Annotated in this window: 12 protein-coding genes; 7 read left to right on the top strand and 5 right to left on the bottom strand. The window is 67.0% G+C overall.

From position 1 onward, the window contains the following. Position 1 precedes the first annotated feature (1 nt). Positions 2-364, bottom strand: coding sequence for a CidA/LrgA family protein (locus tag RTK35_RS24145; RefSeq protein WP_107330766.1), 363 nt, complete (start codon positions 362-364; stop codon positions 2-4). A 233-nt stretch (positions 365-597) separates the two neighbouring features. Here RTK35_RS24145 and RTK35_RS24140 point away from each other — a divergent pair, with 233 nt between their 5' ends. The 7 genes from RTK35_RS24140 to RTK35_RS24110 all read left to right on the top strand — a co-directional run bounded on the left by RTK35_RS24140 (position 598) and on the right by RTK35_RS24110 (position 5,986). Beyond that, positions 598-1,053 (top strand): MaoC family dehydratase, encoded by a 456-nt coding sequence (locus RTK35_RS24140; RefSeq protein ID WP_044410793.1) that lies wholly within the window; start codon positions 598-600, stop codon positions 1,051-1,053. A 119-nt stretch (positions 1,054-1,172) separates the two neighbouring features. Continuing rightward, complete coding sequence (locus RTK35_RS24135) at positions 1,173-1,385, top strand: TM2 domain-containing protein (protein WP_074973197.1); 213 nt, start codon at positions 1,173-1,175, stop codon at positions 1,383-1,385. An 85-nt stretch (positions 1,386-1,470) separates the two neighbouring features. Next, positions 1,471-3,195, top strand: a complete 1,725-nt coding sequence (locus RTK35_RS24130; RefSeq protein ID WP_316909189.1) for a C13 family peptidase — start codon at positions 1,471-1,473, stop codon at positions 3,193-3,195. Between the two features lie 32 nt (positions 3,196-3,227). Beyond that, positions 3,228-3,869, top strand: coding sequence for an oxidoreductase (locus tag RTK35_RS24125; RefSeq protein WP_044410799.1), 642 nt, complete (start codon positions 3,228-3,230; stop codon positions 3,867-3,869). A gap of 91 nt (positions 3,870-3,960) precedes the next feature. Next, the gene (locus RTK35_RS24120; RefSeq protein ID WP_044410802.1) at positions 3,961-4,572 is read left to right on the top strand and encodes a class I SAM-dependent methyltransferase; all 612 of its coding nucleotides are present in this window, start codon (positions 3,961-3,963) and stop codon (positions 4,570-4,572) included. 57 nt (positions 4,573-4,629) lie between these two features. Next, positions 4,630-5,496, top strand: coding sequence for an MBL fold metallo-hydrolase (locus tag RTK35_RS24115; protein WP_279803877.1), 867 nt, complete (start codon positions 4,630-4,632; stop codon positions 5,494-5,496). Positions 5,497-5,518: 22 nt separating this feature from the next. Next, positions 5,519-5,986 (top strand): YbaK/EbsC family protein, encoded by a 468-nt coding sequence (locus RTK35_RS24110; RefSeq protein WP_316909188.1) that lies wholly within the window; start codon positions 5,519-5,521, stop codon positions 5,984-5,986. Between the two features lie 71 nt (positions 5,987-6,057). On the opposite strand, the gene RTK35_RS24105 is transcribed toward RTK35_RS24110, so the two are convergent. The 4 genes from RTK35_RS24105 to RTK35_RS24090 all read right to left on the bottom strand — a co-directional run bounded on the left by RTK35_RS24105 (position 6,058) and on the right by RTK35_RS24090 (position 14,410). Beyond that, positions 6,058-6,345, bottom strand: coding sequence for a YceK/YidQ family lipoprotein (locus RTK35_RS24105; RefSeq protein ID WP_074973208.1), 288 nt, complete (start codon positions 6,343-6,345; stop codon positions 6,058-6,060). Further along, positions 6,338-6,967, bottom strand: a complete 630-nt coding sequence (gene ubiX, locus RTK35_RS24100) for a flavin prenyltransferase UbiX (protein ID WP_044410813.1) — start codon at positions 6,965-6,967, stop codon at positions 6,338-6,340. Before ubiX ends, RTK35_RS24105 begins: the two co-directional genes overlap by 8 nt. A 1-nt stretch (position 6,968) precedes the next feature. Beyond that, a complete protein-coding gene (gene mpl / locus RTK35_RS24095) occupies positions 6,969-8,321 on the bottom strand; it encodes a UDP-N-acetylmuramate:L-alanyl-gamma-D-glutamyl-meso-diaminopimelate ligase (protein WP_316909187.1) in 1,353 nt (450 codons plus the stop codon). Positions 8,322-8,500: 179 nt separating this feature from the next. Next, positions 8,501-14,410 carry a calcium-binding protein gene (locus RTK35_RS24090; protein WP_316909186.1) on the bottom strand — a complete coding sequence of 1,970 codons (5,910 nt, stop codon included), beginning with the start codon at positions 14,408-14,410 and terminating at the stop codon, positions 8,501-8,503. Positions 14,411-14,508: the final 98 nt, after the last annotated feature.

The following is a 14,508-nucleotide window of genomic DNA, read 5'->3' as shown; positions in this document are numbered from 1 at the left end:
CTCATGCCTTGCCCTCCCCGCCGCCGCGGCGGTCGATCAGCCGCTGCATCAGCCAGCCCACGAACAGCAACGAGAAGAACACCGAAAGCCCCAGCGCACCGACCACCGCCCAGGCGTCTTCCCAGATCGCCCGCGCGTAGACCATCACCCCCACCGCCGGCGGCACCAGCAGCAGCGGCAGGTAGCGCAGCAGGGCGCCGGACGCCACCGTCAGCGGCTCCCCGACCTCGCCCCGGACGACGAGGAACACGAACAGCAGCACCAGCCCGATGATGGGCCCGGGCAGCATGTGCAGGAACAGGGCGTTCAGCCCGGTGCCGAGCAACTGGAACAGCACCAGCCAGGTCAAGCCACGCAGCAGCATGAGGGGTCTCCAGACAGTCTTCCGTCCCCGCTCCGTCTCCACAGGCCCGTCGCAGACGGGCCGGAGCCAGGGTGGGCCATTATAGGCACGCCTGCCCCGCCCGCTATAACCCGCCATTCGCAGGGGCCATGCCGGCTTGACCGGGCCCCGGCCCCGTGCTGATCTACGCCAACGCGCCGGGCGAGCCAGCCCGCCACAAGAAGAAGAAAAAAACCGTCCACGGAGGATGAAGCATGCCGTTCGTACCTGTTGCAGAACTGAAAAGCTACATTGGCAAGGACCTGGGTCACTCCGAGTGGCTGACCATTGATCAGGAACGCATCAACCAGTTCGCCGAATGCACCGGCGACCACCAGTTCATCCATGTCGACCCGGAAAAGGCCAAGCGCACCCCCTTCGGCACCACCATCGCCCACGGTTTCCTCAGCCTGTCGCTGATCCCGGTGCTGTCGGAAAAGCTGCTGGTGCTCCCCGAAGGCCTGAAGATGGGCATCAACTACGGCCTGGACAGCGTCCGCTTCATCCAGCCGGTGCCGGTGAACTCGCGGGTACGCCTGGCCCTCACCGTGCTCGACGTCACCGAGAAGAACCCCGGCCAGTGGCTGATCAAGGCCCGCGCCACCCTCGAGATCGAAGGCCAGGCCAAGCCGGCCTACGTCGCCGAGTCCCTCAGCCTCTGCTTCGTCTGATGCCCCCGGCGCCGCTGCGAAAGCAGCCGGCGCCTCTCGCCCCGAGCGTCTCGTCTCGCTAGAATGCCGCCCGCCCCGCCCAGGGGACTCCCAACCGACTCGTCAACAAGGACAGTTCCATGACCGAAAAGCGCATCCTGCCCGCCTTCCTGCTCTGCTTCTTCCTCGGCACCTTCGGCGCCCACCGCTTCTACGTCGGCAAGATCGGCACCGCCATCCTGCAGATCGTCACCCTCGGCGGCCTGGGCATCTGGACCCTGATCGACTTCATCATGATCATCGTCGGCGCCTTCACCGACAAACAGGGCAACAAGATCACCCAGTGGACCTGACCGGTCTCGCACGTCCGCTACAAAAGCCCGCTCACGCGGGCTTTTTTACGCCACACTAGGGCAGCCATTCAGCCAGGGACTGCCGATGAAAGCCCTTCTTCCCCTCAGCCTTGCCGTGTTGCTCGCTGCCTGCGGCGAAGGCGAGCCCATCACCCCGCCCGACGCCCGACTGCCCGATGGCGCCCGCTACCGGGGCGAGGTAGTCGACGGCCTGCTGCAAGGCCCCGGCCGCCTCGACTACACCAACGGCACCTGGTTCGAAGGCCGCTTCAAGGACGGCCAGGCCAATGGCCAGGGTCGCTGGCACGGCCCGGAAGGCGTGGAGTACGAAGGCGAGTTCCGCGACGGCCTGTTCGACGGCAAGGGCCGCATGACCTACCGCGACGGTACCGTCTACGAAGGCAGCTTCAAGGGCAACCGCTTCGACGGCGAAGGCCGCCTCGCACGGGGCGAGATGGTCTACCAGGGCGGCTTCCGCAACGACCAGTACCACGGCCTCGGCACCCTGCGCATGCCCGACGGCAGCGAACACCAGGGCCGTTTCCGCAACGGCCAGCCCAACGGCCCCGGCGTGCTCACCGACAGCGAAGGCAACCGCTTCAGCGGCACCTTCAAGCAGGGCCAGCTGAACGGTGAAGGCGACTACCAGGGCAGCGACGGCGACCGCTACAGCGGCGGCTTCGCCAGCAACCGCTTCAACGGCAAGGGCCGCTACCAGAACGCCGAAGGCGCGGTGTGGAGCGGCGAGTTCCGCAACGGCGCACTGACCGGCAAGGGCGAATACAAGGGGGCAGACGGCGAGCACTACCAAGGCGCCTTCCGCACCTGGCGCTACCACGGCCAGGGCGACCTGCGCCTGGCCGACGGCAGCCACTACGTCGGCGGTTTCGCCAACGGCCGCTACGCCGGCGACGGCACCCTCACCCTGGCCAGTGGCGAGCAGGAGCGCGGCACCTGGCGCAACGGCCGCCGCGTGCGGGATGCCGCCGGCCAGGCACTGCCCGATCCACTGGAGATCGGCCTGCTGCAACAGGGGCGCCTGCTGGACGAAGCCCTCGCCGCCGTCCCGCCGTCCACCCCGGCCCCCGAGCTGTACAGCCTGAGCCTGGGTGGCGATGGCCGCCAGAGCGTGTTCCTGCGGGAGGCCGACTACGCCGCCAAGCTGATGAGCGACCGCTTCGCCGCCCGTGGCCACATCACCCTGGTGAACCACCGCGACCACATGGCCGACCGCCCCCTGGCCACCCGCGAGAGCCTCGCCCGCGCCGTCAAGACCCTGGCCAAGCGCACCGGCCCGGAAGACCTGGTGTTCATCTACCTCACCAGCCACGGCTCCGCCGACCACCAGCTCGCCCTGGAGCAACCCGGCCTGCAACTGTCCGACCTCGCCGCCGCCGACCTGGCCACCCTCCTCGCCCCGCTGCGCGAGCGTCACAAGGTGCTGGTGATCTCCGCCTGCTATTCCGGCGGTTTCATCCCCGCCCTGAAGGACGACAAGACCCTGGTGATGACCGCCGCCCGCGCCGATCGCGTGTCCTTCGGCTGCTCCGACGACAACGACTTCACCTACTTCGGCCGCGCCCTGCTGGCCGACGCCCTGAACCAGACCGACGACCTCGAGCGCGCCTTCAAGCTCGCCCGGGAGGCAGTCGCCAAATGGGAGAAGGAGGACGACTTCGAACCCTCCGAACCACAGATCTGGGCCCCCAAGGCCGTGCTCGCCCACTGGAAGCGCCTGCGCGCCAACCAGGCCCTGCAGGCACTGGCCGACAAGCCGGCGGACGGGGCCAAAACCCCGGCCAGCCACTAAGCTGTACCTGTGTCAGCGGAGAGACAGCCACCATGCACCTGACGCCCCAGCACATCCTGCTCGCCGGCGCCACCGGCCTCACCGGCGAGCACCTGCTCGACCGCCTGCTCAACGAGCGCACCGTCGAGCGCGTGCTCGCCCCCTCGCGCCGCCCGCTCGCCGCCCACCCACGCCTGGAAAACCCGGTGGGCGAGCTGGCCGACCTGCTGCCCCAGCTCGGCGGCCCCGTCGACACCGCCTTCTGCTGCCTGGGCAGCACCATCCGCCAGGCCGGCTCCCAGGAGGCCTTCCGCGCCATCGACCTCGACCTGGTGGTGGCTGTCGGCCGCCGCGCCCGGGAGCTGGGCGCACGGCACTACCTGGTCATCAGCGCCCTCGGCGCGGACCGCGGTTCCTCGGTCTTCTACAACCGCGTCAAGGGCGAGATGGAAGACGCCCTGCGCGACCAGGGCTGGCCGCAACTCACCCTTGCCCGCCCCTCCCTGCTGCTCGGCCCGCGCCAGGAATTCCGCCTCGGCGAACGCCTCGCCGCCCCGCTGATGCGCCTGATCCCCGGCAAGTACCGGGGCATCGAAGCCTGCACCCTGGCCCGCGCGCTCTGGCGCCTGGCCCTGGAGACCGGCGAAGGCACCCGCGTGGTGGAATCGGACGAACTGCGCCGCCTGGGCCGCTGAAGCGCCCCAGGCCTTGGCCGGAACGCCCGCGACACCCAACCGACCGCGCCTGTAGGGTGGACAGCTCCGCAGCCCCAGGAAGGGAACGCCCATGCAGTTCTACGACCGCCACATCCTGCCGCGCCTGATCGACTACGCCTGCGGCATGGGCCACGTCATGAAGACCCGCTCCCAGGTGGTGCCCAACGCCGAGGGCGAGGTGCTGGAGATCGGCATCGGCACCGGCCTCAACCTCGCCTTCTACGACCCGCAGCGGGTCAGCCGGGTAACCGGCGTCGACCCCGCCGCGCAGATGCAGGCCCTGGCCCGGCAGCGCGCCGCCGCCATCGCCATCCCGGTGGAGACCATTGCCCTGGAACTGGGCGAGATCCGCGCCGACGACGGCCGCTTCGACAGCATCGTCTGCACCTTCACCCTCTGCACCATCCCCGACGCCGTCGCCGCCCTGCGGGAAATGCGCCGCGTGCTCAAGCCCGGCGGCCGCCTGCATTTCGCCGAGCACGGCCTGGCCCCGGACCCCGGCGTGGTGCGCTGGCAGCAACGCCTCACCCCGCTGTGGAAACCGCTGGCCGGGGGCTGCCACCTGGACCGCGACATCCCCCGCCTGATCGAGGCCGGCGGCTTCCGCATCGGCGAGCTGAACACCCGCTACCTGCCCGGCCCGCGCCCCATGACCTTCGTCTACAGCGGCTGGGCGGATTGACCGGCGCCCCGGCATTCGGGTTAGCCTTGCCCGCTCCGCCCGCAGACAGGGACCGACATGCGCACCCTCACCACCCTCACCGGCAACAGCCAGAAACTCGACGGCGGCGCCATGTTCGGCAACGCCCCGCGCGCCCTCTGGGAACGCTGGATGGCCCCGGATGCCCTCAACCGCATCGACCTCGGTTGCCGCGCCCTGCTGGTGCGTGAAGGCGAACGCAACGTGCTGGTGGAAACCGGCATCGGCGCCTTCTTCTCCCCGGACCTGAAGCAGCGCTACGGCGTGCAGGAGAGCCACCACGTATTGCTCGACAGCCTGGCGGCCGTCGGCCTCGACCATGCCGACATCGACGTGGTGCTGCTCACCCACCTGCACTTCGACCACGCCGGCGGCCTGCTCGCCCCCTGGGAAGACGGCCAGCCGCTGCGCCTGCTGTTCCCCAATGCCCGCTTCATCACCGGCCGCCGCCAGTGGCAGCGCGCCTGCATGCCCCACGCCCGCGACCGCGCCTCCTACATTCCCGAACTGCTGGAGCTGCTGCAGGCCAGCGAGCGGCTGGAGCTGCTGGACGACGGCGAACAGAGCGCCACCCTCGGCGCCGACTGGCGCTTCCACTGGAGCGATGGCCACACCCCCGGCCAGCTCCTGCCGGAAGTGCAGATGCCCGACGGCCCGGTGGTGTTCAGCGGCGACCTGATCCCCGGCGCCCCCTGGGTCCACCTGCCCATCACCATGGGCTACGACCGCTTCCCCGAGGGCCTGATCGAAGAGAAGGAGGCCCTGCTGGCCGACCTCCTGGCCCGCAATGGCCGTCTGGTCTTCACCCACGACCCGGCCGTCGCCATCGGCCGGGTGACCCGCGACGCCAAGGGTCGCTACGGGCTCGCCGACAGCCTGCCCGACGTCCGCGACCTGGCGTGCTGACCTACGACCAAGGACCGATCCCATGAGCCTGGAATCCGTGCGCGCCTTCTTCGCCAGCAAGGCGCCGGACATCGCCATCATCGAACTCGAAACCAGCACCGCCACCGTCGCCCTGGCCGCCGAGGCCCACGGCGTCGAGCCCGGCCGTATTGCCAAGACCCTGGCGTTCCGCGTCGGCGAGGATGCCGTGCTGGTGGTGGCCCGCGGTGATGCCCGCATCGACAACCGCAAGTTCAAGGAAACCTTCGGCGCCAAGGCGCGGATGCTCGACGCTGAAACCGTCGAAGCCCTCACCAGCCACCCGGTGGGCGGCGTCTGCCCCTTCGGCCTGGCCACCCCGCTGCCGGTCTACTGCGACCGTTCGCTGCAAGCCTTCGAAGAAGTCGTCCCCGCCGCCGGCGCCATCCACAGCGCCGTGCGCATCGCCCCCGAACGCCTGGCCGACCTCGTCGCCGCCCAATGGGTGGACGTGTGCCAGGACCTGGCCTGAGCCTCGGCTCACGCTCGCGCCAGACAGCGACGTAGCCCGAGCTTCAGCCCGGGAGCACGCAACACGCCCAATCAGTTGCCGCCGCGAATCCCCAGCCCTATCCCCAGCTCCGCCGCCACGGAAAGCGGCAGCAGCAGGGTGTCCAGCAACGCGCTGGCGGGCAGGTCGACGGCCGGGTAGGCCGGAGGCTCGGTGCCGAAACGGTCGATGGGGCAACAACCGTCATGGAGGGCGTACCAATCGAGCCGGGTGCCGGAGTAGATGATCGGCGCACCGGGCTTGGCGGCGTTGAGGGTGGTGACGCTGGCGCAGCCCGGCAGGGCCAGCGCCAGCAACAGCGCGAGTGCGCCTTTATTCATCGCTCACCCGGTGGTGCTCGCCCCAGCGCGGCAGCATGTCCTGGGGGATGTCCAGCAGGTTGAGGATGCGCGCGACCACGAAGTCCACCAGGTCATCGAGGGTCTGTGGCTGGTGGTAGAAGCCCGGCGACGCCGGCAGGATCACCGCGCCGAGGTTGGACAGCTTGAGCATGTTCTCCAGGTGGATGCTGGAGTACGGCGCCTCGCGGGGGACCAGGATCAGCTGGCGGCGCTCCTTCAGGGCCACATCGGCCGCCCGCTCGATCAGGTTGTTGCAGGCCCCGGTGGCGATGGCCGAGAGGGTGCCGGTGGAACAGGGCACCACCACCATCGCCGCCGGTGCGCCGGAACCGGAGGCCACCGGGGCCATCCAGTCCTCCTTGCCGTACACACGGATCTGCCCCGGCGTGGCGCCGGTGTACTCGTTGAGGAACGCCTGCATCGCCTGGGGCTTGGCCGGCAGGGTGACGTCGGTTTCCGTCGCCATCACCAGCTGCGCGGCCTTGGAGATGAGGAAGTGCACCTCGCGATCCTCCCGCACCAGGCAGTCCAGCAGGCGCAGGCCGTACTGGGCTCCGGAGGCGCCGGTCATCGCCAGGGTGACGCGTTCAGGGCCGCTCATGTCAGCCCTCCAGCGCCTGGGCCAGCTTGCCGTGCAGGCCGCCGAAGCCACCGTTGCTCATGATCACCACCTGGGTGCCCGGCACCGCGAGGGCCTTCACGCCCTCGATGATGGCCTCCAGCGAATCGCACACCCGGGTCGGCACGCTGGAGCCGGCCACCGTGGCGGCGAGGTCCCAGCCGAGGTTCGGCGGCGCGTACCAGAACACCTGGTCGGCCAGCTTCACCGACTCGGGCAGCCCGTCGCGGTGGGCGCCCAGCTTCATGGAGTTGGAGCGCGGCTCGATCACCGCGATCACCGGCGCATCGCCCACGCGCTTGCGCAGGCCGTCCAGGGTGGTGGCGATGGCGGTGGGGTGGTGGGCGAAGTCGTCGTAGACGGTCACGCCCCTGACCTCGGCCACCTTCTCCATGCGTCGCTTGACGCTCTGGAAGGCCGACAGCGCCGCCACGCCCAGCTCCGGCACCACGCCCACATGGCGGGCCGCAGCCAGGGTCGCCAGGGCGTTGGCCACGTTGTGCTGGCCGGTGAGGCTCCAGTCCACCGTGCCGGCGACCTGCCCCTCGAACAGCACCTCGAAGCGCGAGCCGTCCTCGCTGAGCAGGCGCGCCTGCCACTGGCCGCCCTCGCCGGTAGTCTGCACCGGGGTCCAGCAGCCCATGCCCAGCACCCGCACCAGGGCGCTCTCGGCAGTGGGGTGGATGATCAGCCCCTCGCCGGGGATGGTCCGCACCAGGTGATGGAACTGCCGCTCGATGGCCGCCAGGTCCGGGAAGATATCCGCATGGTCGAACTCGAGATTGTTGAGGATCGCGGTGCGCGGGCGGTAGTGGACGAACTTCGAGCGCTTGTCGAAGAAGGCGCTGTCGTACTCGTCCGCCTCCACCACGAAGAACGGCGTGCCGCCCAGGCGCGCGGAGACGCCGAAGTTCTGCGGCACCCCGCCGATGAGGAAGCCCGGGCTCATGCCCGCGTATTCCAGCACCCAGGCCAGCATGCTGGTGGTGGTGGTCTTGCCGTGGGTGCCGGCCACCGCCATCACCCAACGCCCCTGCAGCACATGGTCCGCCAGCCACTGCGGGCCGGAGACGTAGGGCAGCCCCTTGTTCAGCACGTGCTCCACCGCCGGGTTGCCCCGTGACAGCGCGTTGCCGATCACCACCAGGTCCGGCGCCGGCTCCAGGTGAGCCGGGTCATAGCCCTGCATCAGCTCGATGCCCTGGGCCTCCAGCTGGGTACTCATGGGGGGGTAGACGTTCGCATCGGAGCCGGTGACGCGATGGCCCAGCTCCTTGGCCAGCACCGCCAGCGACCCCATGAAGGTGCCGCAGATGCCGAGGATGTGGATATGCATGGATGACCTCTGGAAACGGGCCGCCGGGGCCCGGGAAAACTTGGCGCAGGTTAGCACAGGGGCCCGTGCCGGGCCTGATCCCACGCCGCATGTAGAGCATCGGCCGGCGGATTCATTCACCACCCCGGAACGAAAAAGCCCCGCCGGTTGGCGGGGCCTCTCGTCACGCGCTCAGGGGATCACTGCCAGTTGGCGGCGATCACCAGGTTCAGCTCCTCGCGCTGGGCCGCCGTGAGGTTGCCCTCGCCGCCCGGCGGTACGCCGAACGCGGCCATGGCATCCACCAGGCTCTGCACCTGGCTGTCCAGCAGCGTCTTGCCGTCGGCCGACTTGAACTGGTCGAGGTGGTAGGCGCTGCCGCTGTACCAGTTCTCGATCGTCACCCGCTCCGAACCACCAACCAGACTGACATCCAGGCTGTTGCCGTTCTGGCGGAACCAGAGCGCCTCTACCGGGATGTTCTCGCCGAACAGCAGGGTATCCACACTGCCGACGCCCGCATCGTAGTTGCTGATAAGGTCACGACCGTCACCCCGACCAAACAGGTAGGTGTCGGAGCCGGCGTCGCCTCTGAGCACGTCATCCCCGGCACCGCCCTGCAGCAGGTCGTCGTCACCGCCGCCATAGAGCATGTCGTTGCCCTGTCCGCCAAGCAGGGTGTCGTTGCCCCAGCCTCCATACAAGCTGTCGTTGCCCAGCCCACCCGAGAGCAGATCGCTGACTGGAAAGCCGATCCGCTCGTCATTGCCATCACCGCCGGTCAGGAACGACTCACGCAGTTGCTGATGGGTCAGGATGCTGCCGTCAGCGAAGCGTATTTCTTCGACCACATGGGTGTCATAGCGGAAATAGTGAACCACCTTGATGCTGTCGGTGGAGCCCTTGAGCTTGAGGTACAGATGGCCATCGGCATGGGTGGCAACGATGTCGTCAGGCGTAATTCCCGCACCGAAGACAATGGCATCGCAGCTACCCGTGGCCACGTCCACGTCAGCAATGGTGTCCTGCCCCCAACCACGCTCGAACAGGTAGACATCATCTCCCTGGCCACCCTGCAGGTTGTCGTTGCCCTGCCCGCCATCGAGGGTGTCATTGCCATTGCCGGCGCTCAGCGAATCGTTGCCCAAGCCGCCCACCAGCATGTCGTCGAAGCTGTAGCCCGCCAGGAAGTCATTACCATCGCCCCCCAACATCGCCTGGGCACGCAGTTGGTCTGACGACCAAACCGTACCGTCAGCAAAACGCACCTCGTCCACGACGTTCAGACGGTTCCAATCTCCCTGATGCACGTTCAGCAAGATGATCACGTCGCTGCTGTCCTTGAGGCTCAACAACAGGTCGGAGCCTGACCTGCGCACGACGATATCGCTGGCCGCGATGCCTGCACCAAACTCGATGACATCGTGCTTGCCGGCACTTGAGTCGAAGTTGGACAGGGTGTCGCGCCCCCAACCTCGTTCGAATACGTAAGTGTCGCTTCCCGCATCACCACTGAGCGTATCGTTGCCGGCTCCACCGATCAGACGATCAGCCCCGGCTCCACCCCTGATGACGTTGGCAGCCTCATTACCGATAACCAGGTTATCCAGCCCGTTACCCGTACCGCCGATCGCGGCGCTGCCGGTGAGAACAAGGTTCTCCACATTGGCACCCAGGACCAATGTCACGCTGGACTCGATGGTGTCGATCCCCGCATTCGCAGCCTCGATCACCACGTCGCCCAACGAGTCCACCTGGTAGACATCGTTGCCGACACCACCATCCAGGGTGTCGTCACCCAGGCCGCCGATCAGGCGATCATCTCCGGCACCGCCGTACAACCGGTCGTGACCGGCTCCGCCGTCGAGCACATCGTTGCCGGCAAAGCCCTGCAACTCATCCTGTCCGTCTTCCCCGGCAAGACTGTCGTCGATGGAATAGCCCAGGAGCGTGTCATTGCCGGACGTGCCCTTCAGCAGGCTGCTGCGGATTGCATCGCCAGTCAGGACGACACCATTGCCGAAGCGGACCTCCTCAATGGACCCCGGCCCCTTGCCGTCACCCTGGAAAAAGCCGGCAACGGTGAGAGTCTCTGGTGTGTAGCTGCGTTCGAATACCAGATCATCGCCGAGCCGGCGGAAGCTGATGTCCGCGGGAGTGAAGCCTACGAACTCAATGACATCGCGCTTGCCGATGCCATCGTCCTGGTTGTGGATAACGTCCTGCCCCCAGTAGACATTGAACACATAGGTGTCATTTCCCGAGCCACCGATGAGGGTGTCATTGCCCTGCCCACCGTTGAGGCGATCGTCACCCGCCTCCCCACGCAGCAGGTTGTTACCCTCACTGCCAAGGATGTCGTTGTTCAGCGCGTTGCCGATGCCCTCGACTGCCGGCCCGGCAAGGACGAGGTTCTCCAGGTGGTCGCCCAGGGTCCAGGAGACCCGAGCCTCGACCGTATCGATCCCCTCATTCAGGGCCTCGATGACGCTGTCTCCGGCATCTACCCGATAGTGGTCATCACCCGCGCCGCCAATCAGGGTGTCAACGCCGGTAGAGCCATCAAGCCGGTCATGGCCGGCGTCACCGTAGAGCAGGTCGTCACCATCGCCCCCCTCAAGAGTGTCGTTGCCAAAGCTTCCATGCAGAGTGTCTTTGCCGCTTCCCCCTGCCAGAAGGTCGGCGCCAATACCTCCATCGAGCAGGTCGTCACCGCTGCCGCCAAAGAGCATATCGTTACCATCATTCCCTTCGATGCTGTCGTTGCCTTCCTCTCCGTGGATGTCGTCAGCACTGGCATAACCAATGAGCGTGTCGTTGCCGCTGGTGCCTTGCAGCACCATCGACTTGATGTTCGACAGGCTCCAGCGGGTGCCGCTGGCAAAGCGGATTTCATCCACCGCGTAAGAGCTGATGCCGTCGCTGTTGAAGTAGTTGGTGATGGTGATCCGGTCAGTCGTACCGATGAGCGACAGCACCAGGTTGTTGCCCGTCCGGGTCGCCCGGATGTCACTGGGGAGGATGCCCGCCGCGAACTCGATGGCGTCCAGGCCATTGGAGCCCGCTTCGAAGTTGACGATCGTGTCCGTCCCCCAGCCCCTGGCGAAGCGGTAGACGTCATTGCCGGCGCCGCCTTCCAGGGTGTCATTGCCGCCTTCGCCGCTGAGGGTGTCGTTGCCGGCATTGCCCCTGAGGTAGTTGGCGCCCTGGTTGCCGGTGATCAGGTTGCTGGCACTGTTACCGGTTCCATTGAGGTTGGCGCTGCCGGTCAGGCGCAGGTTCTCGAGGTTGACCCGCAAGGGCGAGGTGATGCTGATGCTGGATTCAAGGGTATCGATGCCCTGGTTCGGGCTCTCCTGGATCACGTCGCCCAGGGAGTCGACCACGTAGGTGTCGTTACCCAGCCCGCCTATCAGCGTGTCATTGCCGGTACCGCCATCCAGCAGGTCATTGCCGCTGCCACCGATCAACAGGTCATTGCCGTCGGCGCCATAGAGGGTGTCGTGGCCCAGTCCGCCATCGAGGGTATCAGCCGTGTTGAAGCCATTGATGAGGTCGTTGCCATCGCTCCCCTGCAATACCAGATTGCGCACCTGGGTGATCGTCCAGACATCCCCATTGGCAAAGCGGATTTCCTCGATGGCATTAGCACCCACGCCGTTGCCGGTGAAGTACCCCACCACGCGCAGGCTGTCCGCGGTGCCTTTGAGGCTCAGGAGCAGGTCGTCACCCTGGTGTATCAATTGGAGGTCACCCGGCAGGATGTCGGCAGCGAACTGGATGCTGTCGAAGCCATCGCCATAGTCGGTGACCACGTCCTGACCCCAGCCGCGGCTGAAGAAGTAGACGTCATCACCCTTGCCACCGCTGAGCTGGTCGTTGCCGGCGCCGCCGTCGAGACGGTCATTTCCGTCACGTCCCTCGAGCTTGTTGTTGCCCGCATTACCGGTCAGCTCGTTGTTCAACTCGTTGCCGAAGCCCTCGATGTTCGCCGAACCGGTGAGCACCAGGTTCTCGATCGCCGCCCCCAGGCCATGGCTGACGCTGCTGCGCACCGTGTCCACGCCTGCTCCGCTGGCTTCATGGATCGATACGGAAGCCTGGTTGACGACATAGGTGTCGTTGCCGGCCCCACCTTCCAACCGGTCGAAGCCTTCGCCACCGTCCAGCCAATCATCGCCATCGCCACCCAGCAGGCTGTCGTCGCCTGCGCCGCCGTAGAGGCTGTCATTACCGGCCCCGCCCTCCAGAGTGTCCTTGCCGTCCAGCCCGTACAGGCGGTCGTTGCCAGCTTCACCCTTGAGGCGGTTGTTGCCGCTGTTGCCGGTCAGTTCGTTGTCCAGCTCGTTGCCGTAGCCGTCGACATCGGCACTGCCGGTCAGCACCAGGTTCTCCAGCGCATAGCCCAGCCCCTGGGTGACGCTGCTGCGCACGGTGTCGATACCGCCTCCAGCGACTTCGAGGATGGCGCTGTAGCCTTCGCCCAGCACATAGGTGTCGTTGCCCAGGCCGCCCGAGAGCTGGTTGTAGCCCTGGCCGCCGTCCAGCCAGTCGTCGCCATCGCCCCCGTTGAGGGTGTCATCGCCTGCGCCGCCATACAGGGTGTCGTTACCGGCACCGCCGATAAGCAGGTCGTTACCACCGCGGCCATCCAGCAGGTCATCACCCTGGCCACCGTCGAGGGTGTCGGAGAAATCACTGCCCACCAGCGTATCGTTGCCGGCGGTGCCGCCGCCGAGCATCTGCAGGACCTGGAGCGGTCGCAGGACCTGGTCGGCGAAGCGAATCTCCTCGATGGCCTCGGCCGCGAAAACGTCCGGATTGAAGTAGCTGCGGACGATGATCTGGTCGCTGCTGCCGCGGCGCGACAGGATCAGGTCATTGCCTGCACGGCTGAACATGACGTCGCTTGCGGCCACATCGAGCTCGATGGCGTCGAAGCCGCCCTCCAGGACAGGCAACTCGTCGATGAGGACCTGCCCCCAACTGCCGGTAATCCGATAGGTGTCGTTCCCCGTGCCGCCGACCAGGGTGTCGAACCCCTGGCTGCCTTCGAGGGTGTCGTTGCCGGCACCGCCCAGCAGCAGGTCATTCCCGCCACCGCCATTGAGCAGGTCATCCCCCTGGCCGCCGTCGAGGGTATCGTCGAGCGGGGTGCCTATCAGGTTGTCGTTGCCGGAGGTACCGTTGCGCAGCATCTCCAGCACCTGCAACGGCCGCCAGAGCTGGTCGGAGAAGCGAATCTCCTCGACGGCCTCGGGTCCGAAGACATCGTCGTTGAAGTAATTGCTCAGGGTGATCCGGTCGCTGCTGCCCTGGCGCAGCAGGATCAGGTCGTTGCCAACGCGATTGACCCGCACGTCGGTCGAGGCCACGTCGTAGAGTTCGAGCACATCGAAGCCACCGGCCAGCGAGACGGGTTCATCGATGACCACCTGCCCCCATGGTCCGGTAAGCCGGTAGGTGTCGTTGCCCAGCCCACCCATAAGGGTGTCGAACCCCAGGCTGCCTTCCAGGGTGTCGTCGCCATCTCCGCCCAGCAGCAGGTCATCACCCGCACCACCGCTCAGCAGGTCGTTGCCGTCCCGGCCCTCTATCGTGTCGGCACCGGCGGTGCCCATCAGCGTGTCAGCACCGGGGCTGCCCACCACCTGCGCCCCCTGGGGTTCCAGCCTCTGCATCACACTCGAAGGCGTCCACAGGGTGCCATCGGGAAAGCGGATCTCGAAGACGTCCGGGGAGCCTGGCTGGGCTGAGTAGAAGTAGTTGCGCAGGATCACCTGGTCACGCCCGGTCGCCAGCGTCAGCACCAGATCGCCGTTCACCTGGCGGCAAGTGACGTCCGCAGGCTGCACACCCGGCTCGAATGCGAGGACGCTCCGTCCCCAATCACCACCACCGTCCTCGATCACGTCCCGCCCGCTGCCGAAACCGAATCGATAGACGTCATCCCCCGCGCCCCCGACCAGGGTGTCATTGCCCAGGCCACCGGTCAGGGTGTCGTTACCGCCCCCGCCCACCAACCGGTCGTCCCCGCCCAATCCGTCGATCCGATCGCTGTCGTCACTGCCGATCAGCGTGTCGTTACCCTGTGTTCCCTGCATTTCCATAGCTGCTCCTTTGATGGTCACCACGACCGAACAGGCCCGCACCCGGCGTCATGGCATGGCCAGCGACAGGTACGGGGTAAAAAGACTGTGGGGCTTGG

Origin of the sequence: Pseudomonas sp. zfem003, assembly GCF_032621675.1 — a bacterium.
GTDB classification, from domain to species: domain Bacteria; phylum Pseudomonadota; class Gammaproteobacteria; order Pseudomonadales; family Pseudomonadaceae; genus Metapseudomonas; species Metapseudomonas otitidis.
Note: the sequence above shows the minus strand (reverse complement) of the source record. Positions and strands in the feature narration are given on the sequence as shown.